This is a genomic window from Pseudoalteromonas sp. S3785, from assembly GCF_005887365.1.
GTDB lineage: Bacteria > Pseudomonadota > Gammaproteobacteria > Enterobacterales > Alteromonadaceae > Pseudoalteromonas.
On the sequence record NZ_PNCT01000022.1, the window covers coordinates 17,122 to 40,835 of the forward strand.

The following is a 23,714-nucleotide window of genomic DNA, read 5'->3' on the forward strand; positions in this document are numbered from 1 at the left end:
TTTTGATTTGCTCTTATCTAGTTGATATAAAATAGATTTTAATAGTGGCACAAAGGTTGGATTATATAAGCCAACAGGATAACAATAAAGCGTCCGAGGGGGCCACTATGAAAATGATTAGTGCAATCATAAAACCATTTAAATTAGATGATGTGCGCGAAGCGCTCGCTGATTTAGGTATTGAAGGGATGACCGTAGTTGATGTTAAAGGTTTTGGACGTCAACGAGGCCACACAGAGCTGTATCGTGGAGCAGAGTATCAGGTAGATTTTATTCCTAAAATCAAACTTGAAATTGCGACTCGTACTGAAAACTGCCAACGCGTAGTTGAAGCAATTACTAAAATTGCCTCAACAGGAAAAATTGGTGACGGTAAGATTTTCGTGTACGACTTAGATCAAATCGTACGTATTCGTACGGGCGAACTTGATGAAGAAGCAATTTAAGGGGGCTGATTAATGGAAAACACAATTGTAGAACTCAAATTTTCTCTCGATACCTTTTATTTTCTGGTGTCGGGTATATTAGTAATGTGGATGGCAGCAGGTTTTGCCATGTTAGAAGCGGGTTTAGTCCGCTCTAAAAACACCACTGAAATTTTAACTAAAAATGTGGCGCTGTACTCTATTGCATGTACCATGTTTTTATTAGTTGGCTACAACATTATGTATGTAGACAACGCTGAAGGCGGCATAATCCCTTCAATTGGTGCATTAATTGGCACGCAAGCGGCCGATGCTGACCACTCTTTAGAATCTGACTTTTTCTTCCAAGTAGTATTTGTTGCAACGGCTATGTCGATTGTATCGGGTGCCGTGGCTGAACGTATGAAGTTATTTGCTTTCTTAGCATTTACAGTGATTTTAACTGGCTTTATTTACCCAATGGAAGGTTACTGGACATGGGGCGGTGGCTTCTTATCAGAAATGGGCTTTGTTGACTTTGCAGGCTCTGCTATTGTTCACGGTGCGGGTGCCGCAGCTGCGTTAGCAGGTGTAATTTTACTTGGCGCTCGTAAAGGTAAATACGGTAAAAACGGTGAAATTTACCCAATTCCTGGCTCTAACTTACCCCTTGCTACATTAGGTACGTTTATTTTATGGATGGGTTGGTTTGGTTTTAACGGTGGTTCGCAATTACTTCTTTCAGACAAAGAAAATGCAACAGCGGTAGGTCAAATTTTACTTAACACCAATGCCGCTGCGGCAATGGGTGCAATTGCTGCCTTATTTGTATGTAAAGTGTTATGGGGTAAAGCTGATTTAACTATGGTACTAAACGGCGCATTAGCAGGCTTGGTTGTTATTACTGCAGACCCACTTTCACCATCACCACTCATGGCATGTTTACTAGGCATTTTAGGTGGTTCACTGGTTGTGTTTAGCATTGTAGCTCTTGATAAAGCGAAGATTGATGACCCGGTAGGTGCAATCTCAGTACACGGTGTATGTGGTGCCCTAGGTATTATGCTTGTACCTGTATCTAACGGCGATGCAAACTTTGTAACTCAGCTTATTGGCTTAGTAACGATTTTAGCTTTTGTTTTCGTAGCTTCATTCATTGTATGGACTATTTTAAAGCAAACTATGGGTATTCGCGTAACAGAAGAAGAAGAGTTAAGCGGTATGGACCAACACGATTGTGGTGTTGATGCTTACCCAGAATTTGTATCTGTTCGCAGTAACTAATATTAAATAGATTAATCATTGTGTTCACAAAGCCCTACCTAAATAGGGCTTTTTTTCGTTTCAGGGGAGGTTAACTTTTCAGGTGTTAGGCTATAGCCAATATGCTAAGCTCACACTCGTGAATAAACCTTGGAATAAATTACACTTAAATGGCTGACAACAAAAAAACACCCAGTAGTAAAACCACACCTAAGCGTGCTTCTAAAGCAGCTAGCTCGCCACGCAAAGCCACATCAAAAACCACAAAAAAAGGGTCAAACCCTGTTGTTAAACGCTCATTTATGCGAAAAACATGGTCTATTTTTTGGAAGTTGAGCTTGGCTGTTTTTATTGCGATGGCTATGTATCTTATTTATTTAGATTCAAAAACAACTCGTATATTCGAAGGCAATAAATGGCAACTGCCAGCACAAGTATATGCACGCTCAATGGAATTTTACCCAGGACAGTTTTTATCAAGCCAAGAGGTTGTATGGGAGCTTGAGCGTTTAAATTACTCATCGGTCAACCGTTTAAGCCGCACCGGCCAATACGTTAAAACGCCAAACAGCATTAAAATCTACCGACGCGACTTTGAGTTTTATGATGGCTTAGAGCAAGCTCATATTATAGAGCTACGTTTTGCAGGGAAAAAAGTAGCCACAATAAAAGATAAATTTGGCAGGCGTTTAAATAGTGCGCGTTTAGAGCCTGTACAAATAGCCCGTATTGGCAACGATTCAAAACAAGACAGAGAGTTTGTACCGCTTGATAAGTTTCCGCCGATGCTAAAAGACACGTTACTAGTGGTAGAAGATCGTGATTTTTATAATCACCATGGTGTATCAGTATTTTCTATTTTACGTGCGCTTTATTCAAATATTAAAGCAGGACGTACCGTGCAAGGTGGCAGTACCTTAACGCAGCAGCTTGCAAAAAATATATACCTAACACGTGAACGTTCTTTGGTGCGTAAAATAAATGAGGCATTTATTGCGCTTATTTTAGATTACCGTTATTCAAAAGATCAGATTTTAGAAGCTTATTTAAATGAAGTTTACTTAGGACAGTCTTATAACCAAGGCGTGCATGGCATGGGCTTGGCGTCTGAGTTTTATTTTTCAAAGCCTGTTGATGAGCTGGAATATGACCAAATAGCGCTACTGGTGGCGATGGTTAAAGGGCCTTCGTATTACAATCCTCGTCGTTATAAAGAGCGCACTATGGAACGTCGTGATTTAGTACTGCGCTTAATGGTTGAAAACAAGCTACTAACGACAAAAGAATACCGTGCATCACTTAAACGCCCAATTGATATAGCGCCAATGAAAGCAAGTTTACAAAAGTCATATCCTGGCTTTTTAGAACTGGTAAATCGTGAGCTTAAGCAGTTATTACCTGATCAAAAAACACTAGATGCGGGCGTGCGTGTATTTACTTACTTTGATTTACAAAAACAAACGGCAATGGAAGAGTCCATTCAAAAAAGTTTACCGTATTTAGAAAAACGCCCTAATACCGATAAACTCGAAGCAGCCATGATCTCAGTTAATATCGAAAAAGGTGGTGTGTCTGCTTTAGTATCAGGGCGCGATGTTCGTTACTCAGGTTTCAACCGAGTGCTCGATACTAAACGAAATATTGGCTCCTTAGTTAAACCTGCTGTGTATTTAACAGCCCTACAGCTACCGCATTATAACTTAGCTACTTTACTTGATGACTCCCCTGTACAGGTAACAAATGAGCAGGGTAAAGTGTGGCAACCTGAGAACTTTGATCACCAATACCGAGGCGCATTGCCACTTTATAAAGCCTTTAGTAACAGTATTAATATTCCTGCGGTAAATTTAGGCTTAGATGTTGGTGTTGATAAAGTTGCAAATACGCTCAAAGGATTAGGAGCAAAAGATAATATAGATGAGTATCCCTCGCTGCTACTTGGTGCCGTAGAAATGTCGAGCTTTGAGGTTGCTCAACTTTATACCACTATTGCAGCCGACGGCGAGTATAGAGAGCTTACAGCTATATCTGCGCTAACAGACTCCGTAGGTAAGGTATTGTATAAGCATAAAGTTAAGTCAGAATCGCGCTTTGCAAAAGACGCTGTCTATATGACTAAATATGCCATGAAGCGAGTAACAAAAGACGGCACCGCTAAGCGCCTAAATTTGCACTTTCCTTCAATCCAGCTTGCAGGTAAAACAGGCACTAGCAATGATTTACGTGATAGCTGGTTTGCAGGGTTTGATCAAAATACAGTAACCGTTGCCTGGCTTGGTAGAGACGATAATAGCAGCACCGGTTTAACAGGTAGTGTGGGCGCATTGGAGGCTTATATTCGCTACTTAAAACCACTTAACCCTGAAGCTATTGCCGATACCCGCCCATCATCAATTAGATGGGCTTTCGTTAATGAAAAAACGGGTTTACAAGCCCCACCTGGATGCGGCAAGGTCATTCAGCTACCACTAAGAGCCAGTGAGTTTGAGCCAAGACCACAATGCATACGCTAATAAAATAAAAACCTTTATAATAAAACCGCTAACTCAGCGGTTTTATTATATCTAGCTTATCTACCTAGTAATTAAAATTTGAAATTAAATAAATTTTAATTACTTTTATTTCCTTTTTATAAATTATTAAATAAAGAGGGAGTATAACCTGCCTAAAAAAGCATTTTACGAGGTTGAAACACAAATGCTGTAACTAACATGTTAATAGTTTAATTAGCTGAATTATTATTTATTAAAACTTTCAATCTGTTTCTTTAAATTAACATCTAAAGTTTTATAATTTACAAGTTAGCGCGTTAAAATAATATTAAGCTGCTGATTTTTATTGTTTTTAATTTTTGTTTTATCTTTGTTTAATTAACATGTTTACAATTTGTACCCTTTTGTTACCCTCTGTATGCATTTTGTATAAAGTGCAAAAATAATTATAAACTTAACAGGGATAAGAGTATGAAAAATATTTTCAAAAAAAATCTTACGGCAATAGCGGTTCTCGCTTCACTAGGTGTAACGCTTCCAGCAGTGGCATCAGATGTTGTAGGTTCTATCGATAATATTTCTACTACAGCAGGGTATACCGTAACAGTAAAAAATCCTGCAACAGGGTTAGAAAGAACATTAAATATTTCTGAAGACGGTTCATTTAGATTTGCTTCATTGCCTTCAGGTAGCTATCAAATACAAATTTTAAAAAACGGCGCTGTTGTAGCTGAAGATAGTGTACGCGTTTCATTAGGTGCTAATGCAAAAGCGAGCTTTGATTTAGCACAGGTTAGTGATTCAGGTCCTGAAGTAATCCAAGTATTAGGCGCTCGCATTTCTTCGATTGATTTAACTACTGCCGATTCTGGTCTCGTTATTACAGACGCTGAAATAGATCGTATGCCAATTAACAGAGACCTTACCTCGGTTGCTTTATTAGCACCAGGCGCTGTAAAAGGGGACAGTGCTTTTGGTAATACTGCATCGTTTGGTGGCTCGTCAGTAGCTGAAAATGCATGTTATATTAATGGCTTAGAGGTTACTAATACACGCCAAGGCCTTGGTTGTGGTGAAGTGCCATTTGAGTTTTATGACCAATTCCAAGTTAAAACGGGTGGTTATTCTGCCAAATTTGGCCGCGCAACCGGTGGTACCATAAACACAACTACTAAAAGTGGTACAAATGAGTGGGAATTTGCGGCAGTTGTGCAATTTCAACCAGACTCTTTGCAAGAAGAAGGCAGTATCTCTCGTGGCAACAATGGCGCAGGTCAAATATTTAGAGACGAAAGCTTAGACACTGATAGCAAAACAGATGTAACTATTTCTGCTGGTGGTCCTCTAATCGAAGACACGTTGTTTTTCTATGGATTAATTAACCCAAGAGATACTGAGTCTACATACACCTGGGGTGGAGATGAATTTTCGCCAAACGATCAATACCGAAATGAATCGGCTTCTGGTGGCGATAATTTATTTTGGGGCGGTAAGCTTGATTGGGACATTAATGAAAACCATAGGTTGAGCTATTTTGCTTACTCTAATCGTCGTGATATTGAGCGCTCTGTATACGAATACAATAACGGTACTGTGGGCGATCGTATCGATGGCGCCATTTTAAAGCGTGGTGGTGAAGCACAAAGCTTAAGTTATACAGGCGTTTTAACCGAAGACCTAGTTGTTACTGCAATGGCTGGTAATATTAAAACAGAATATGAAACGCAATCAGAAAACTTGGTTTGTCCATCTATTACCGACTCTCGAGGTACTGCTAATCCAATCACTGGCTGTGGTGCAGGCGGTAGCTTTGGTGCTAATAATGATGAAAATACCCAATACCGCTTAGATGTTGAATATGTATGGAATGACCATGAAATTACATTTGGTATTGATTACCAAGAGCGTAAGTCTGAGAACATAAGTAGTCCTATCGGTGGACACAGCTATGATTACAGAACACTTGCAGATAATGGTAGCTGGCAAGCTGATAATGGCGCGCTAACAAATAATACAGGTGCCGCGCTTGACTATGTTGAAGACCGTATCTTTGATGGTGGCGGTAGCTTTGAGTCGGAGTTAACGGCTTATTACATAGAAGATCAGTGGCAAGTAACAGAGGATTTCTCTGTTAAAGTTGGCTTACGTATTGATGAGTTTGATAGCTGGGGGACGACTGGTAAGTTACTCACTAGCTTTGAAACAGATATTGCTCCTCGACTTGGTTTCACATGGGATCCTACGGGTACAGGCGATACTAAAGTATATGGTACATATGGGCGTTATTACTTACCCGTAGCCAATAATACAATTTTTAGAGCCGCATCAGGAGTTAGTGATATAACTACCGCTTATACCTACACAGGTGTAGATTCGCAAACTGGCGCACCTACGGGGCTCACGCCTTTAGCTGACACGCTTGGAAATGGTGGTATTCAAAACTCACAGCAAGTGAGTGGTGTGCCGGTTATACCTGAAAAAGATATTTTTCAGGCGCAAGAGGCTGATCCATTCTCTAAAGATGAATATATTATTGGTATACAGCAAGCGTTAAATGATGAATATACAGTAGGTGTTAAAGGTATATACCGCGAAGTTGCAACTGCATTAGATGATTACTGTGGGCGATATGCCTACCCATACTGCGTAATGATAAATCCGGGTGATTCGTCTAGCTGGTACAGCGATGGTTACTACTGGAATGGAACCGATTGGGGGGATTCATCATTCAATAACGACGGTGTTCCAGATAGTGGTTCTTTAACTACCTATTCAGCAGAAACAATAGGCCTACCTAAAGCAAATAATGAATACACCGCTGTAGAGTTTAGTCTTGATTATAAAGCTGACACTATTCGTTATCAGTTTGGTTATACATGGGCTAGAAGTGTAGGTAACTTTGAAGGTGCTGTTAAATCAGATATTGGTCAAGCTGATGCGGGTATTACCCAAGACTTTGACTTCCCAGCAGTTATGGATGGATCACAAGGTTATCAACCTAATGACAGACGCCATACATTCAAATTCTTTGGTAGTTGGGAACCGATGGAAGACTTAACAGTAGGTTGGAATGCTACTTTACAAAGCGGACGTCCTAAGAGCTTATTTGGTCAAGGATATCCATCTACCGATCCAAACTTAAATGGCGGTTGGGGTGATACTTTCTACATTTACACTAATGAGTGTCCGGATACAAATGGCAACGGCGACTGTGATCAAGATGAGAAAATCTATGAAAAACATAGCCGAGGCACTAATGGCCGTACACCTTGGGTATTTAACTTAGATTTATCTGCTGCATATGATTTCACAGTATCTGATATCGACATGCGTGCATCGGTTAATGTATTTAACATTTTCAACTCGCAAACAGAGTCATCACTGAATGAACACTATGAGCAAAATGAAGGTGAAGTAAATGCGTACCATGATGCTGCATATTCTTGGCAAACGCCACGTTACGTTCGTATAGGTTTAGAAGCTCGCTTTTAATACTTATTAATAACTAACCTTAAAAACCCTTCTTAATCGAAGGGTTTTTTGTAATTTAAAAGTACTTTTATTATTTTCGAGATTTAAAAAACTGCATTGATTTAGTTAAGTCATCAGAGAGCTGACTAAGTTGCTGTGCGTCTTGCAGTGTAGATTGTGCAGAGAGAAGAGTTTGATCAGCTAAATTACTTACTTCTTGTGCATCAGTTAATGCTTGAGTGGTTGCGTTAGATTGCTCTTTAACCCGTAGTGCTATCTCTTCGCCTTGGTGTTTTATATCACCCATGCTGTGCTCTGCACTTTGTAAAATATCGTTTGTTTCGGTGGCGGCTTTTACCGATTGTTCCATCTTCTGGACACTTGAACGCATTTTTTGTTGTGTATCGTCAGAAGCTTGTTGGAGTGAGCTAATTATTTGGTGAATTTCTTGCGTTTGAGTTTGTGTACGCTGCGCAAGGGTTCTTACTTCATCAGCCACAACAGCAAAACCACGGCCATGCTCACCGGCTCGTGCTGCCTCAATGGCGGCATTAAGTGCAAGTAAGTTAGTTTGATCGGCTATTTCGCTAATGCCTTTACTTACTTTACTAATTTCTTGGCTATCTTGAGCTAGTCTATCTAAGGCTTGTTGGCTTTCGGTAAATTCAACTTGAAGGTCTTGCATATACTTGGCAAGTTCCATGGTGTTGTTAGAGCCTTGCTTTACATGCTGCGCGGCATCTTGTGCTGTTAACATCGCTTGATTAGCAGACTCTTCTACACTCACTGCACTTTGCTCCATATTACTTAGTGCATCATGAATCGCGTTTACCCGTATTTGCTGTTTTTCAACATCGTTACTCGTTTGGCTGCTTGCCAGTGAAAGCGATTTAGTGGCGCCGCATAGCTCCACAGTACTTGCTTTTACATTCTCTAAAAGTTTTGAAAAGGCATTAAGAAGTGCGTTATATCGCGCTGCAATAATATCCATTTCATCATTAGTACTTGAGTTGATAACCGCATTTAAGTCGCCACTTGCTGCTCTTTGCGCTGCTTCGGCAAAGCGATTAATGGTATCGACCACAGCAAAGTAAAAACCTATCATCAAGTAAAACGCAAAGAGTAAACTTATTACAGATGCTGCTAATACTGTGTTTCTGATCCACTGCTGTGTTTGAAGTTTATTTTCAATAAGGGTTTCAAGGGTAGGAATACTTTTATCAACAAGTTTGCTAATACTGTTGTGCACTTGGTTTGTTAATTGAGTGAACTCGGTTTGCGTTAGCAGTATGTCGTCAGGCTCAAGTAGTTTTTTATCAATAGCTGTTTTAAATGCTTCAACTGCGGTGTGTAAATTAGTGAGAGAGGGCGTGAGTGCTTTATTGACCGATTTATCTGCATTCGTTGCAACACTCAATATTTTATTAAGCTGTAGCTCGTATAAAGGTAAAGATTTACTTAAATTAGAAAGCGCGATAAACGTATCTGGTGTAAAGCGATTACTTGCCAATACCGTATTTGCACTTTGTGCTGTCGCATTTATTTGCATTATAAGTGCAGGAATTGGTGTTACTAAGGAGCGATTTACATAGGCACTTGCAAGTTGGTTATCAAGCGCTAAGTTAGATTGAATAGATACAAGCGCAAGTACTTCATCAGCTTGGTCGTTATTTATGTTAAAGCCTAGGGCGCGCGCTACTTTAATATTTTTACTTGTATCGCCTTGCATCTGGTTTGAAAGTATTGCTCTGTAGCCTTTTAAGCCTTGTTGCTGCATTTTTGAAACGGCAATGCTTTCACTTAATAACGACACTAAAAAAAATAGGCTTAAGGCAAGAGGGAGTAATAGTATTCCAAACATCAGGCTTATTTTTGTTTTATATTTTAAATTTGCCATAAGCTGAGTTGCAGGGGAGGCAAATTGGCGTAATCCTGACATAAGGCTCTCTTATTTTTTGTAAAGGGGGATGAAGATATATAGACCTTGTTACGTTTAATTATCATTCATTTATATTACTTTACAAATAAAAAAAGCCCTTTCGGGCTTTTTTCAATCTTTAGTCTTAATATTAAAGGTAATACAAACGTTTAATATTTATATTATCCTAAAGTTTAGCAAATGACCGCTCTGCAGCTTCAATAGTCGCTTGTACTTCTTGCTCAGTGTGCGCAGCGCACACAAAGCCTGCTTCAAAAGCCGAAGGGGCTAGGTATACACCTTCTTCTAGCATTAGATGGAAAAAGCGCTTGAAGCGTTCTAAATCACATTCTGTTGCTTGCTTATAGGTGGTTACTTTTTCTGCTTCAGTAAAGAAAAAGCCATACATACCGCCAGCGTAGTTAGTGGTTAAAGGAATGCCTGCTTTTTTAGCGCCAGCCTCAAAACCTTCACAAATAGCTTTAGAAATTGCTTCTAACTTATCGTGTAAACCTGGCTCGCTTAATAGCTCAAGTGATTTTAAACCTGCAGCCATTGCAATAGGGTTACCAGAAAGCGTACCCGCTTGGTAAACCGGACCTACTGGCGCAATGTAATCCATAATTTCGGTTTTCCCGCCAAAGGCACCAACAGGCATGCCGCCGCCAATGACTTTACCTAAACAGGTTAAGTCAGGTTTGATGTTGTAATACGCTTGTGCGCCACCTAATGCAACACGAAAGCCGGTCATTACTTCGTCAAAAATAAGCACCGATTTGTACTCATCACATACTGCACGCACGCCTTCTAAAAAGCCTTCAACAGGAGGAATACAGTTCATGTTACCTGCTACTGGCTCAACAATAACACAAGCAATGTCGTCAGCGTATTTTTCAAAAACAGCTTTTACTTCATCAAGGTTATTAAACGATACGGTAAGCGTGTGCTTTGCAAAATCCTCAGGAATACCTGGTGAATTTGGCACACCCATGGTAAGTGCCCCAGAGCCTGCTTTTACCAATAACGAGTCCGCATGGCCGTGGTAACAACCTTCAAATTTTAGGATTTTATCACGTCCTGTATAGCCACGTGCTAAACGAATAGCGCTCATAGTGGCTTCTGTTCCTGAGCTTACCATGCGTACTTTTTCGATTGATGGAACAAGCGCTTTTACTTTTTCGGCCATTAAAATTTCGGCTTCAGTAGGGGCGCCATAACTTAAGCCATTTTCTACTGCTTCATGCACTGCTTGCTTTATAGCTGGGTGATTATGGCCCATGATCATTGGGCCCCACGAGCCTACGTAATCAATATAACGGTTGCCATCAGCATCAAAAGTAAATGCGCCTTCTGCTTTGGTAATAAATAGTGGCGTACCACCTACACCGTTAAATGCACGTACAGGTGAATTTACACCACCAGGAATTGAAGTTTGTGCGCGATTAAATAAATCTTGGCTAATTGTCATGAAAAATCCTATAAATTGTCGCTTGGTAAAAGTGTTTAGCTGTCGCGTTTGCGGCTAAACCAAGGAACGTCTACTTCATATTGCTCGACTTTGTTTTCTACGCCGAGGGTTAAAGCAAACAGTGCCATACGAATCAATACGCCATTTTGCACTTGGCGAAATATTGCTAAGTTGTCGTTACTGTTTAAGTCGTTATCAAGCTCGTTAGCTTCTAAACGGCTATCACGTGGAAGCGGATGCATAAGCACTGAATTTGGCTTACAGTGCGCGTTATAAATTGATTGGCTGATTCTAAAGCCGCCACGGTATTTGTTGGCTTCTTCTTGTGAAGGGAAGCGCTCTTCTTGAATGCGTGTTTGGTACACAATATCAGCTGCTAAGTTACCTTCCATTTTGTTAACTAGCTGTATTTTATGGCCTGCATTTTCGACAGCATCTAAAATACTGGTTGGCATTTGCAGCCCATCGGGCGCCACCATCGAAAACTTCACATTTTTGTAATGGCACAATAATTTAGAGAGTGAATGGACTGTACGGCCATATTTTAAATCGCCAACTAGGGCGATATGCATGCCATCTATACTTTGCTCAAATCGGTTTAGTTCACGCTCAATGGTTAGTAAGTCAAGCAATGCTTGAGTAGGGTGTTCGTTAGGGCCGTCCCCCCCATTTATAACAGGTACGGTACAACCTTCTGAAAATTCGCTTACCGAGCCTGCATCAGGGTGACGCATAGCAACGGCATCAGCATATGCCGAGATAACGCGCGCTGTATCGTAAAGCGATTCACCTTTAGCAAGAGCGGAGCTTTGCATACCGGTTGTTTCGCGCACGCCACCGCCTAGTAAATTAAAAGCAGTACCAAAGCTTACACGCGTTCGTGTGCTTGGTTCAAAAAACAAATTGGCTAAAATAGCGCCTTCTAGCACAGTTGTTTGCTTTTGTTTTTTAGCATAAGGCTCCATTTTTTTTGCTACTGCAAAAATACGCTCAATGCAGTCTCTGTCGAGTTGATTTACCGACAGTATATGTTCACCTTGGAAACTTAACATGGGGTTATTCCTAATCAATCAAAGGGGCGCGATAATCCATAAAAATGGGGCACGCAATCGCGCGTGTTATAGCAAGTATTGTAAATTGCAGCGCAGTTTAACATGCGCTGTGATGCTTATAAATTAGGTTTTATCACCGCAAGCGCAACAATAATTAGCAGCGCAATCACTGGGAGCTCATTAAAAATACGATAAAAGCGGTCTGTTTTGGTATTTCTGTCGTTTTTAAAGTCGCTTAGTAATTTAAAACAGTAACCATGGTATAGATATAAAATGATGACCAGTACCAGTTTGTAGTGCAGCCACATGCTGTATCTAAACCACTCACGACCATATTCTACAATGGTGAGCACACCAAAAACGGCCGTTAAAATGGCAAACGGGGTAACAAAAAAGAGTAGCCGACGTTCCATTACTTTAAGCATTGAGTTACAGGCTTTTTCTTCGCTCATCGCGTGGTATACAAATAACCGAGGTAAATAAAAAATACCGGCAAACCAAGCAATCATAAAAAAAATGTGCAGTGTTTTATAAATTAATAAAGCGCTCATAAGAATCCTAAAGTAGGCTGTTACGAATAGTTAAAATATTATTTATTTGATCCCAGCGTAATAGCCCCATTATTTGTTGGTCATCTAGCAAGTTGTAAACATACAGGGCACCGCTGCGTTTATCTTTTAAAATATCAAAGGCATCGGCTAAGGTCGATTGGCTGCTAATACCCTGTAAACTAATGTAGTTTATATTTATGGTTTCGCCCGACATCAGAGTAAGGTCATACTCTGCTAAACGATAGCCGTTTTCTTCGTCGAAGACGATTAAAGGGGTTTGGCTGTCCATGGCATCTAGGGTGTTTTTTATTTGCTCTTTATCATCAGAATAAAGCAGCTTAAAGTTTTCATCCATATCATCCATTATGCCCACTTTTTGTAGCGCCTCCGTTGCGGGCGATACATGATAGGGGAGCCCTTGAAAATCGAGCTGTTGCAAAAATATAGACCGATTACCAAATACTTGCAGCGCCGTTACATAAGCGGTTGTTATCACTAACATGGCCGGTACAATAATCTCTGGCGAGGAGGTAAGCTCCATCACCGTTGTTAATGCAGCTAACGGCGCATGTAATGTAGCTGCGAGTAACCCTGCCATGCCTAATACGCCGTATGTGCCCGCAATGTCAGCACCTGGGCTTATAAACTGGGCAAAAAAGGCCATTAAAGTACCGGTTAAAACCCCAAGCCCAATTACAGGGCCTATTAACCCTCCGGGTATACCTAAGCCAATTGCAAACAGGGTGGCCAGCAGTTTAGCTATTAAAATAGTGGTAAGTAGCTGCGCGTTTTCTGGCGATTCAACCGCAATCGTAATTGCGCTCATACCTGAGCCCATCGCTTGGGGCACTGCATAGGCAATAATACTCGCAATACAACCTGCAATGAGTAAACGAGGAAACATGCTTAAAGGTTTAAATGTTTTTATGATCAGCATTAAATTTTGATTAAAGCTATAGGCAATTGCCCCTAAGGCCATACCACATAAAATTAAATATGGGTAATGCCAACCACTCAATGGCGTAATGCTAATAAGTGCCAGCTCCGAGCCTTCACCAAACACAAACTGTGTTGCTAAAGCGCCCGTTAACGCAGCAAGCATAATTGGTACAAAAATATGCACTTTATACTCACGTAGCACCACTTCCATAACAAAAATAACCGCAGCCAGTGGGGTATTAAACGAGGCTGCAATACCAGCGGCGACACCACAGCCACTTAATGTGCGCATGGCGTTGTGTGGTAAATGCAGTTTGTCGGCTAATATACTTGCGCCAGTAGCGCCCATATGAACAGATGGCCCTTCGCGACCAACCGAAAAACCACTTATTAATGCCAGTGCACCACCAACAAATTGGTTTACAGTATTGTACAAAGGCATTTGCCCATAATGGCGTTTAATACGATGAATAACAAAAGGAATGCCTAAACGATAGTGCTTAAAACCAGTAAACGCGGCAAAGGTTGCTATTAATAGCGCTGCAATTAATGGCATTAAAACCCGTTCAAGAGTAGGGATAGTGGTAAAGTTATCAGGAGTGTCTAAAAATAAGCTTTGAAAAAACAGAATCGTTAAGCGAAATAAAATGATAAAAAATGCAGCAATTAAACCAGCACTTACGCCTAATAAGCATAATTGCACAGAGGTTTTTGGTTTTGCTAATCGACGCCTGAGTTGCTCAAGCCACATGCTGTATTCTCCGCCACATTTTTTCAGCGAGCAGTTTAGCAAAAGAGCGCAGGTAAGTCCTTGTGATTTTGCAAATTTAGTTACTAATATTAACAAATATTACAGCGTCTCTCTCAATACTATTTGTTTTGGTACCAGCCAAAGTAAAGGTTAATAAGTAAGATACCCTAACAGATGTTTGACTATACTTGATTAAAATACTCGGGTATTAGATAATCACGCCATTGCGATATTGAGGGTTTTAAAATGTCTGAAGAATTACCAATAAAGTTCAGCGATGCAGCTGCTGTTCGTGTTAAACAGTTAATCGACGAAGAAGAAAATCCAGATTTAAAACTGCGTGTTTATGTAACAGGCGGCGGTTGTTCTGGTTTTCAATATGGTTTTACTTTTGATGAAAAAGCAAATCCTGGTGATTTAGAAATAGTTAAAAATGGTGTAACGCTGGTTATTGATCCAATGAGTATTCAGTACTTAGTTGATGGCGAAGTGGATTACACTGAAGGGTTAGAAGGCGCACGCTTTTTTGTATCTAACCCTAATGCAACGACCACCTGCGGGTGTGGTGCAAGTTTTAGCGTTTAAGCAATTTACGCTTAGTTATTAAAGCCGCATTAGCGGCTTTTTTAATGTCTAAAATTCAATCGGGCTGTAGTGGGTAAGTTGCATTATTAATACAAAAAAGCCTAATACAAACGCAGAAAAAGCAAGAATGTATAAAAAGCCTTTCTTACCTTGTTTAATAGGTACGCCGTAATGACGTAAAAACATAAACCATAAAAAGCATAGTAAAACTGGTAACAAAAATAAGACTCTAAACATACTTCCTCTTTAGTCCCTCAATAAGGGAAAAACGTTATTTATGGGGAATTTTTTTACTGATACTGTTGTTTAAACATCAATACAGCAAGGTTATTCGCACGTTAATTTGTAACAAAGCGCTTTTATCTTACAATTAATTTTTTAGTAAAAAACTTAATATTATTGGTACGTTAACTTAAATATTCAGCATAAGTAAAGGTTAGTGGTTGGGTAAATTTATGCAAACTATGTAATTAATTATTTAACCGAACTGTTAATAGTATATAATGTATCCAAGAGTGAGACGGGCAAAATTTCACTCTTAATAAAAACAAACCTATATCCTATTTTTGCGGGTTAGCACTGAATAGATTGGTAGGTTGAATAAGTAGCAATACCTTTGCTTATTTTAAGCAATAGCTTGCTATTGAAAAATGTAGTGGGTATCTGCTTATATGCCACCAATCATTGTGTGACTACTGCTTTGACGGGTATGTCATATCATCTAGTAGGAGATGTAAAATGATGGGCAAAACTGTTTCTTCTGAAGAAAACGAAAAGCTAACTAAATGGCTTAAAACAAAACGCCATGAAAAGGGTCATACAATGCGTAGCCTAGCACAAGTGCTAGGAACACCTCACTCATTTATCGGTAAGATTGAAAATCAAGAACGCCGCTTAGATGTTATTGAGTTTGTACGTTACTGTAATGCACTTGAAGTTGATCCGCATGAAGCGCTAGGCTTAATTAAAGCGGATTAATATTGTTTTGCTCAGGGAGTTATAAGGGGCACTTGAATGGCCTAAGCAAATCACGTTAATGCAGGGATGCATTACCTATTTTGATGGTAATTTTGCTCTAACTGATAAAGCTTATGCCTAATCAAATATAAAAATACCAGCGAAGGGATTACCATTAGCGCCGTTAGCACAAAAAATAATGCCCAATTCCCCATTAGCCAATCATCAATAACCACACCACTGTAACTTGAAAGCAATGTGCGCCCTAAATTCCCTAATGAGGCAAGTAAAGCATAATGTGTTGCACTAAATGCCCGGTCACATAACATCGATATAAACGCCACCATAGCCACTAACGACCAGGCTTGCGTAAAGCCATCAATAACAATAGCAAAAGCGTATAATCCTAAATTAGGGCCAACCAGTGCAATAGCCGAAAATGCTAAATTAGACCCCGCCATTGCCACACCACTTATAAATAGCCCTTTTACAATGCCGTACTTTTGATTGAATAAGCTGCCCACAAAGGTAAAAGCAATGGTGAGTACGGCTGTGCCTACTTTTGAAAAGGTAGCTATGTCACTGTTACTAAAGCCTATTTCTTTATAAAAAACAATCGACATTCGCCCTAAAAAAGCTTCGCCAATTTTAAATAAGAAAATAAATGCTAATAAGGCAAGGGCTGTTTTTACGCCATTTTTCGCAAAAAAGGTTTTAAAGGGATCAACCACTGTAACGCCAAGCCAAGCAATCACTTTAGTAAAGGGTGTTTGCTTAATGCTGGCTAGTTTTTCAAGGTATACACGCTCAAGCTCTGCGTGAACAGCTTCTCGGTTTGATTTAGGCTCTTTAGCAAACAACACGCCGCTCATTAGCAGTAACATAACAGCGGCTAAAAAGTAATACACTTGTGGCCAATCTAAAGAGGGGATATCGGCCATGTAAAAAGGAATAGCACCAAGTAATGCGTAACCTGTCCACCAACCCGATGTGGCCATAGCAGCAGCGGCAGTGGCTTTGTGAGATTCGTTTTCGCTTAACGTATCTATTCTAAATGCATCAATTGCGATGTCTTGTGTGGCAGAGGCGACTGCGATGAGTAAACACAAGCCGGCGGCAATTGCTAAGTTTGCTTTTAAATCAAGGCCTGCTAAAAGCAGGGTGCCAATAAACATAAAGCTTTGACAAAAAAGTATCCAGCTGCGACGTTGCCCAAACCATTCGTACAATAAGGGCAGCTTGGTTCTATCAATAAGTGGCGACCACATAAAGTTAATGCTGTATGCGCCAAATACAATACCAAATAAGCCAATCATACTGCGGCTTAGGCCTTCATCTTTTAGCCAAGCCGACATAACTGAGCCAATCAGCACCCATGGAAAACCACTGCTCATACCAAATATAAAAATATTGATTAAACGTTTATCTTTAAAATACGAGAAATATTCGCTTATTGAGAGGGTTTTGCTCATAGGGCCTTCATTGGCGTTGGGTGCAACTTAATTACACCTCAGTGATTTATAATGGGGTTTGCTCAAGTACTTTAATATTTAAAATAACAACGGGCGTTTTTGGTACAAAGTCGTAGCCAATTTTTTCATTAAAGCCGGTTTCTACAGCCATAATTTTATCTAGCGTGTCGTAACCATCCATTACATTGCCAAACACGGCAAAGCCCCAATCTCTTCCTGGGTTTAAATGATCGTTATCATCCATATTAAAAAAGAACTGGCGAGTTCCTGAATGCGGTTCTCGGTCTTGATACGCCATAGCAATGCTGTACATATCATTTTTTAAACCGTTACCACTTTCGTTAAATATAGGGTCGTTTTCGTGCAGGCCGTCAAGGTCTTTATCGTAGCCACCGCCTTGTATTACAAAGTCACGGTCGTTTTCAACATCACGTTCTACACGATGGAATATACTGCCTTGGTAACTTTTATCCATTACGTAGGTTAAAAAGTTATTTACCGTAATAGGGGCTTTTGAGCGGTCTAGCTCAACCACAATGCTACCCAATGACGTGACTATTTCTACACGCGGGAAAATATTGTCTTTTTGTACAAAACGGCCTTCTTGCGCGGCAAAGGTGCTTACACTAAATAGTAGGCTCAAGCAGATTAAAAATTGTTTCATTGTTAACCTTCTAAAAATTCAATTAATTCTGGGTCCGATACAATGCGGGTTATAATTTGTTCCGTCAACTTATTGAGTTGACCTTCAATTTTGGCGCGATCGTGGCTCAGCGGCCCTTCTAAATTTGCGCTGCCGCGGTACACCTTAGTGAAATTACTGGTAGAGCGAAGTACGCGCACACCCAATTCAATGTTCGCTTCGCTAGTATGGCTCATGAGCTTTTCAGTCACTAGTGCTTGTAAGGCATGAATGTCTAGTTCAAAGCGGGTTGTTGCTAGGTTAGAAATACTTGCTCCGTTACGGTTTAGCGCGCTATCTAATACGCTTTTAACAGAGGTAACAATATCTTGGCTTGCAAAGGTTTTAGTTTTATCTGACTCAACAAGCTTAAGGGTTGCGCTATCGCCCCGTAAATCAATGACGCTGGTACTTAAACTGGCTGATATAACACTAATTTGACCGTTTTTATAAACTGGGTTTAATATCACTTGGTTTGGCTGGTTACTGCATGCGCTAAACACCAGCATGGAGCAACAGGCTAAAATAAATTTAGTTAATTTCATTTTATAGCATCCCACTATTTTTAGTTGCGCTGAGCACTACAAACTTTTTGTTTGAACCTAATAGCTTACAGTTACCAAACATACGATTTAATTTATCGTGATAATCTAAATGACGATTACCAATAATACGCAGCTCGCCACCTTCTTTTAATGTATCTTTAGCTTGTTTAAACATTTGCCACGCAATGTGGTCGGTAACGGCTTGGGCTTGGTGAAATGGCGGGTTACACAACACCATATCAACACTGTTTCTTTCAAAGCCAGTTAAGCAATCATTTTCTATAAATTGGCAGTCATCAAATCTATTTGTTTGGTTAAGTTCTACATTTAAACGTGCAGATTCGACCGCCATGTACGACTCATCAACAAAGGTTACCGACGCATTTGGACAGCGTGATAGCGTCATTAAGCCCACTACGCCATTACCACAGCCTAAGTCGATAATGCTTTTTGCCTTGGAGGTTTGTGGCAAGTAATTAAAAAAGAACCGTGCACCTATATCTAACGAATCGCGCGAAAACACATTGGCATGGTTCGTTATATTAAAATCAGTGCCTTCAAGTTGCCAACTGACCGGAAAGTTAGCCGCTTTATAACCGCCTTTTGCTGTACTTAATATCAAACGCGACTTTTTAACGGCCAAGCTTGTTTTGGTCTCGCCAATAAATTGCTCAAACGCTTTTATAGTTGAATTATGTATTTCCTTTGTTTTACCCGCGGCAATAACCGGTGTGCCAGGGGCAAGTACTTCACTTAACTCACTTAATTGAAACTGTAAGAACCCTACGTTACGTGGCACTTTTATTAGTACTAAATCAACCTCTTCAGGCAGCGCAGATAAGCTATCTAACTGTGTAAATTGTGCTGTTGATAGTTTATTTTCTTTTAAATTATAGGCTGCAGCTTGGTGGCTAATATAAGAATCGTTAACTGAACAAACCGTTAATTCACTAAAATAACAGGCCAGGGCACCAAACGCGTCGTTTAAAATGAGTAATGAGCGACAATCAGGGTGATGTTCGTTAACATAATTGATAAGGTACTCATCGGCCGAATCCCATGCTTGTAAACTGCGGTTTTTTTGATCCAAAGGGAAACGTTCAAGAGTAAATGTTTTATCGCCTAGCTGGGCTTGCGTCGTCATAATGGTTTGTTGATCAGAAATCTAATGTAGGTAAATTCTAACATGCAACGGCAAAACGCCAACCCCCAACAGTTACCAAACGGCTTTTCTTATCAAAGTAAGGCGCTTAGTGCGCAAAAAAGCCTCGATTTATTCTATTATTTACAAAAAAACCTTAACTGGCAGCAGCCTAATGTTACAGTGTATGGCAGAACTGGACCCATACCACGTTTGCAATGCTTTATGAGTGATTTAAATATTGAATATGGCTACTCACACAGCAAACAAGTAGTAGAGCCGTGGGACGATGTACTTTTAACGATGCGCAAACGTTTAGAGCGACATTTAAACAAGCCGCTTAATTCGCTATTAGTCAATTACTATCGTGATGGTAACGATACTATGGGCTGGCACAGTGATGATGAAATAGAGCTCGGCCCAGAGCCTACCATAGTATGTATATCGCTCGGTGCTGAGCGCGTACTCAAGTTAAAACAAAAGGCCACGAATAAAGTCACCGACTTAAAATTACAAAGTGGCAGTTGCTTAGTGATGAGCGGGCATAGTCAGCGCGACTACCAGCACGCAATACCTAAACAAACAACCCTTGCGCACCCACGCATTAGCTTAACGTACCGATTTATTGAGCACATTAAACAAAAGCAATTTAGTTAGTTAAATTAACTTGTTATAGTAGCTGCACAAATTAGTGACTAAATATGGTGTTTTAATGTCAATGCAACAACAAATCCAAGACAAGCTTAGTAGTGCGATTGCCTGTAAGCATTTAAACGTAATTAACGAAAGCCATATGCACAGCGCCGGCACTGAGTCGCATTTTAAAGTGATTGTAGTGAGCGAAGAGTTTGCGGGTAAACGTTTACTGCAGCGTCACCGCCAAATTAACGAAGTACTAAAAGATGAATTAGCAAATCATATACACGCATTAGCTATTCATACTTACACGCCTGATGAATTTGCAGAGCAAGGCGGCGAAGCGCCAGACTCACCTGATTGCTTAGGTGGCTCAAAGCTGAATTAATATAAATAGGGTATTTGATCGGTGTTTAACTGATCAGATCAGTGTTTTTAGTATTAGCCTTTAAACTAGCGCTAATTTTTATTGCAAAAGATATAGGATGATCAATGGTCATTAAGCCTAAAATTCGTGGATTTATTTGTACTAACGCACACCCTGTAGGCTGTGCAGAGCATGTTCAAGAACAAATTAACTATGTAAAACAACAAGGCAAATTAAAAGATGCGCCTAAAAATGTACTCGTAATAGGTGCATCTACTGGCTACGGTTTAGCGTCTCGTATTACGGCTGCTTTTGGTGGTGGTGCTAAAACATTGGGTATTTTCTTTGAGAAAGAAGGTACAGAGCGTAAAACGGGTTCTGCTGGTTGGTACAATACAGCAGCATTTCAAGACGCTGCAGATGAAGCTGGGCTTTGGTCAAAAAATATTAATGGCGATGCGTTTTCTAACGAAATTAAGCAAAAGGCAATTGAGACAATCAAAGCAGATTTAGGCAAAGTAGACTGTATTATTTACAGCTTAGCATCACCTCGTCGTACTGATCCAAATACAGGTGAAGTGTATTCATCAACACTTAAGCCAATTGGCAATGCCGTTACTACTAAAAACTTAAATACGTCAAAGCGCGTAATTGACGAAGTAACAGTTGAAGCCGCAAGCCAAGATGACATCGACAACACCATTAAAGTGATGGGCGGTGAAGATTGGGAAATGTGGATTGATGCATTAAAAGAAGCCGATGTATTAGCCGATAACTTTAAAACTACTGCGTATACATATATAGGTAAAGAGTTAACGTGGCCAATCTACGGACACGCAACAATAGGTAAAGCAAAAGAAGATTTAGACCGTGCAACGGCTGCAATTAAAGAATCAACAAAGGATTTAAATGGTCAAGCCTATGTATCGTCTTTAAATGCGGTTGTCACTCAGGCAAGCTCTGCAATTCCTATTATGCCGCTATATATCTCTGCTTTATTTAAAGTAATGAAAGCCGATGGCACTTATGAGGGCACTATTGAGCAGATTCATGCTTTATTTAGCGAAAACTTATACGGTGAAAACCCACGTTTTGACGAAGGCGGCCACTTATTCCAAAACTACAAAGAGCTAGAAGACGATGTACAAGCGCGTGTGCAAGCTGTTTGGGATAAAGTAGATACGAGCTCAATTGATGAGCTAACTGATTACGTGGGCTATCATAACGAATTTTTACGTTTATTCGGTTTTGGCATTGACGCTGTTGACTATGAGCAAGATGTAGATGCAGTGAAGCCAATTGCAAACATGATTGACTAAATCATACTGTGTAATTATAAAAAGTCGCTTATTGCGGCTTTTTTGCTTTTAGTGTTTTAAATATTTTGTGGTCGTTAGGTGCTTAGGTTACCACTTTGGTCTACCTTGATTTTTATTTAAAACACTTAACAAAACTAAATAAGCGTTTCTGTCGTATAATTTTCATAAATACACTCGCATAGTCGTCCATAATGATGTTAAAATCGGAGCAATATGTGAGGAGTTTTACTGCGTTGCTTGTTTGATATTCCTAGCAAGTTGTTCTTTTGTACCTTGATATATCTTGGATAACTCAAATGGCGACGTGGTTGATACGATTTTTCAGTTTCTTTCCGTTAATTAATGCAAGTGCGTATGATCAACATAAAAAAAGGTCTGGATTTACCCATAGAGGGCGCGCCTCAGCAAGTTATTCATGATGGTTCTGCCATCAAACGTGTAGCTGTGCTAGGTGAAGAGTTTATCGGTATGCGTCCAACCATGCATGTTCGTGTGGATGACCAAGTCAAAAAAGGCCAGGTACTTTTTGAAGACAAAAAGAACCCAGGCGTCCTATTTACTGCACCAGCTTCTGGTACAGTAAAAGAAATTAATCGTGGTGCTAAACGTGTGCTGCAATCTGTTGTTATTGAAGTAAACGGCAGTGAGCAAATCACCTTTGACTCTTTCAATGCAGATGAGCTTGCAAGCTTATCGCGTGAAAAAGCCAAAGAAGTACTTGTTCAGTCAGGTCAATGGACAGCACTTCGTGCTCGCCCATTTAGCAAAGTAGCTGCGTTGGATGCAAATCCTAGCTCTATCTTTGTAACCGCTATCGACACAAACCCACTTGCTGCAGACCCTGCAGTAATTATTGCCGAAAATGCAGCTGCATTTGAAGCGGGTCTTGCTGTTGTTTCGCGTTTGACCGATGGCAAAGTATTTGTATGTAAGCAAGCTGGCAGTCAAGTTCCTAGCTCGTCTATCGCTCAAGTAGAAGTACATGAGTTCGGTGGCGTGCATCCAGCAGGCTTAGTTGGTACTCATATTCATCACCTTGACGCAGTATCTGTGAATAAACAAGTTTGGCATATTGGTTACCAAGACGTTATCGCCTATGGTCACTTATTCCTTACTGGTGAAATCAACACTGACCGTGTAATTTCACTTGCAGGCCCTCGCGTTAAAAATCCTCGTTTAGTGAAAACACAACTAGGTGCTTCATTAGATGATTTAGTGGCAGGCGAATTAGAAGACGGTGATAACCGTGTAATTTCTGGTTCTGTTTTATCTGGCGCTATTTCTTCAGGTCCTCATGCATTCTTGGGTCGCTACCACGTTCAGGTGTCAGTTTTACTTGAAGGTCGCGAAAAAGAGCTGTTTGGTTGGATTGCACCAGGTAGTAATAAATTCTCTGTAACGCGTACATTCCTTTCTCACCTTGCACCGAGTCGTTTATTTAAAATGACAACGTCTACAGGTGGTTCAAAACGTGCCATGGTTCCAATTGGTAGCTACGAGCGCGTAATGCCGTTAGATATTTTGCCAACACTATTATTACGTGACTTAATCGCACGTGATTTAGACAGTGCAATTTCATTAGGCGCGCTTGAACTTGATGAAGAAGATTTAGCGTTATGTACCTTCGTTTGTCCGGGCAAATACGAGTATGGTTCTATCCTACGCGATTGCTTAACAACGATCGAGAAGGAAGGCTAAGAG

20 protein-coding genes are annotated in these 23,714 nt (G+C 40.2%); 10 read left to right on the forward strand and 10 right to left on the reverse strand.

The features are described 5' to 3' along the window. Positions 1-107 precede the first annotated feature (107 nt). The 4 genes from CWC17_RS06045 to CWC17_RS06060 all read left to right on the forward strand — a co-directional run bounded on the left by CWC17_RS06045 (position 108) and on the right by CWC17_RS06060 (position 7,651). On the forward strand, positions 108-446 hold the full coding sequence (locus CWC17_RS06045) for a P-II family nitrogen regulator (RefSeq protein ID WP_004587162.1): 339 nt from the start codon (positions 108-110) through the stop codon (positions 444-446). Positions 447-458: 12 nt separating this feature from the next. Next, complete coding sequence (locus CWC17_RS06050; protein WP_055014953.1) at positions 459-1,688, forward strand: ammonium transporter AmtB; 1,230 nt, start codon at positions 459-461, stop codon at positions 1,686-1,688. Between the two features lie 149 nt (positions 1,689-1,837). Further along, on the forward strand, positions 1,838-4,180 hold the full coding sequence (gene mrcB, locus CWC17_RS06055; RefSeq protein WP_138540607.1) for a penicillin-binding protein 1B: 2,343 nt from the start codon (positions 1,838-1,840) through the stop codon (positions 4,178-4,180). A 450-nt stretch (positions 4,181-4,630) separates the two neighbouring features. Beyond that, positions 4,631-7,651, forward strand: a complete 3,021-nt coding sequence (locus tag CWC17_RS06060) for a TonB-dependent receptor (protein WP_055014955.1) — start codon at positions 4,631-4,633, stop codon at positions 7,649-7,651. 70 nt (positions 7,652-7,721) lie between these two features. Here CWC17_RS06060 and CWC17_RS06065 read toward each other — a convergent pair whose 3' ends face one another. From CWC17_RS06065 to CWC17_RS06085, 5 genes are all read right to left on the reverse strand, one after another. After that, the gene (locus CWC17_RS06065) at positions 7,722-9,569 is read right to left on the reverse strand and encodes a methyl-accepting chemotaxis protein (RefSeq protein WP_138540608.1); all 1,848 of its coding nucleotides are present in this window, start codon (positions 9,567-9,569) and stop codon (positions 7,722-7,724) included. 166 nt (positions 9,570-9,735) lie between these two features. Then, the gene (hemL, locus tag CWC17_RS06070; RefSeq protein ID WP_138612349.1) at positions 9,736-11,016 is read right to left on the reverse strand and encodes a glutamate-1-semialdehyde 2,1-aminomutase; all 1,281 of its coding nucleotides are present in this window, start codon (positions 11,014-11,016) and stop codon (positions 9,736-9,738) included. 35 nt (positions 11,017-11,051) lie between these two features. Next, positions 11,052-12,068: an aspartate carbamoyltransferase gene (locus CWC17_RS06075; protein WP_055014958.1), complete on the reverse strand. Its 1,017-nt coding sequence runs from the start codon at positions 12,066-12,068 to the stop codon at positions 11,052-11,054. Between the two features lie 116 nt (positions 12,069-12,184). Then, on the reverse strand, positions 12,185-12,619 hold the full coding sequence (locus CWC17_RS06080) for a CopD family protein (protein WP_138540610.1): 435 nt from the start codon (positions 12,617-12,619) through the stop codon (positions 12,185-12,187). Positions 12,620-12,626: 7 nt separating this feature from the next. Beyond that, positions 12,627-14,309 (reverse strand): chloride channel protein, encoded by a 1,683-nt coding sequence (locus CWC17_RS06085; RefSeq protein ID WP_138540611.1) that lies wholly within the window; start codon positions 14,307-14,309, stop codon positions 12,627-12,629. 246 nt (positions 14,310-14,555) lie between these two features. On the opposite strand from CWC17_RS06085, the gene erpA reads away from it, so the two are divergent. Further along, a complete protein-coding gene (gene erpA, locus CWC17_RS06090) occupies positions 14,556-14,894 on the forward strand; it encodes an iron-sulfur cluster insertion protein ErpA (RefSeq protein WP_002958911.1) in 339 nt (112 codons plus the stop codon). A gap of 48 nt (positions 14,895-14,942) precedes the next feature. On the opposite strand, the gene CWC17_RS06095 is transcribed toward erpA, so the two are convergent. Further along, positions 14,943-15,131, reverse strand: coding sequence for a hypothetical protein (locus CWC17_RS06095; RefSeq protein WP_138540612.1), 189 nt, complete (start codon positions 15,129-15,131; stop codon positions 14,943-14,945). A gap of 501 nt (positions 15,132-15,632) precedes the next feature. Between CWC17_RS06095 and CWC17_RS06100 the strand changes: the two genes are divergently transcribed. Further along, complete coding sequence (locus CWC17_RS06100; protein WP_004587151.1) at positions 15,633-15,872, forward strand: helix-turn-helix domain-containing protein; 240 nt, start codon at positions 15,633-15,635, stop codon at positions 15,870-15,872. Positions 15,873-15,943: 71 nt separating this feature from the next. Here the strand turns inward: CWC17_RS06100 and CWC17_RS06105 are convergent, their stop codons facing one another. Genes CWC17_RS06105 through CWC17_RS06120 form a run of 4 tightly spaced genes read right to left on the reverse strand, consistent with a single transcriptional unit; the run spans position 15,944 to position 19,694 of the window. Further along, positions 15,944-17,323: an AmpG family muropeptide MFS transporter gene (locus CWC17_RS06105; protein ID WP_138612350.1), complete on the reverse strand. Its 1,380-nt coding sequence runs from the start codon at positions 17,321-17,323 to the stop codon at positions 15,944-15,946. A 46-nt stretch (positions 17,324-17,369) separates the two neighbouring features. Then, the gene (locus CWC17_RS06110; RefSeq protein ID WP_055014962.1) at positions 17,370-17,987 is read right to left on the reverse strand and encodes a peptidylprolyl isomerase; all 618 of its coding nucleotides are present in this window, start codon (positions 17,985-17,987) and stop codon (positions 17,370-17,372) included. Positions 17,988-17,989: 2 nt separating this feature from the next. Beyond that, entirely contained in the window at positions 17,990-18,550 is a 561-nt protein-coding gene (locus tag CWC17_RS06115; RefSeq protein WP_138540614.1) for a YajG family lipoprotein, read from the reverse strand. Between the two features lies 1 nt (position 18,551). Continuing rightward, entirely contained in the window at positions 18,552-19,694 is a 1,143-nt protein-coding gene (locus CWC17_RS06120; RefSeq protein WP_138540615.1) for a methyltransferase, read from the reverse strand. A gap of 42 nt (positions 19,695-19,736) precedes the next feature. Between CWC17_RS06120 and CWC17_RS06125 the strand changes: the two genes are divergently transcribed. The 4 genes from CWC17_RS06125 (at position 19,737) to CWC17_RS06140 (ending at position 23,711) form a co-directional block, all read left to right on the forward strand. Next, entirely contained in the window at positions 19,737-20,348 is a 612-nt protein-coding gene (locus tag CWC17_RS06125) for an alpha-ketoglutarate-dependent dioxygenase AlkB family protein (protein ID WP_138612351.1), read from the forward strand. A 55-nt stretch (positions 20,349-20,403) separates the two neighbouring features. Next, complete coding sequence (locus tag CWC17_RS06130; protein ID WP_138612352.1) at positions 20,404-20,715, forward strand: BolA family protein; 312 nt, start codon at positions 20,404-20,406, stop codon at positions 20,713-20,715. 104 nt (positions 20,716-20,819) lie between these two features. Continuing rightward, the gene (gene fabV, locus CWC17_RS06135) at positions 20,820-22,013 is read left to right on the forward strand and encodes an enoyl-ACP reductase FabV (protein WP_055014967.1); all 1,194 of its coding nucleotides are present in this window, start codon (positions 20,820-20,822) and stop codon (positions 22,011-22,013) included. Between the two features lie 354 nt (positions 22,014-22,367). Beyond that, positions 22,368-23,711 carry a Na(+)-translocating NADH-quinone reductase subunit A gene (locus CWC17_RS06140; RefSeq protein ID WP_138612353.1) on the forward strand — a complete coding sequence of 448 codons (1,344 nt, stop codon included), beginning with the start codon at positions 22,368-22,370 and terminating at the stop codon, positions 23,709-23,711. Positions 23,712-23,714 lie beyond the last annotated feature (3 nt).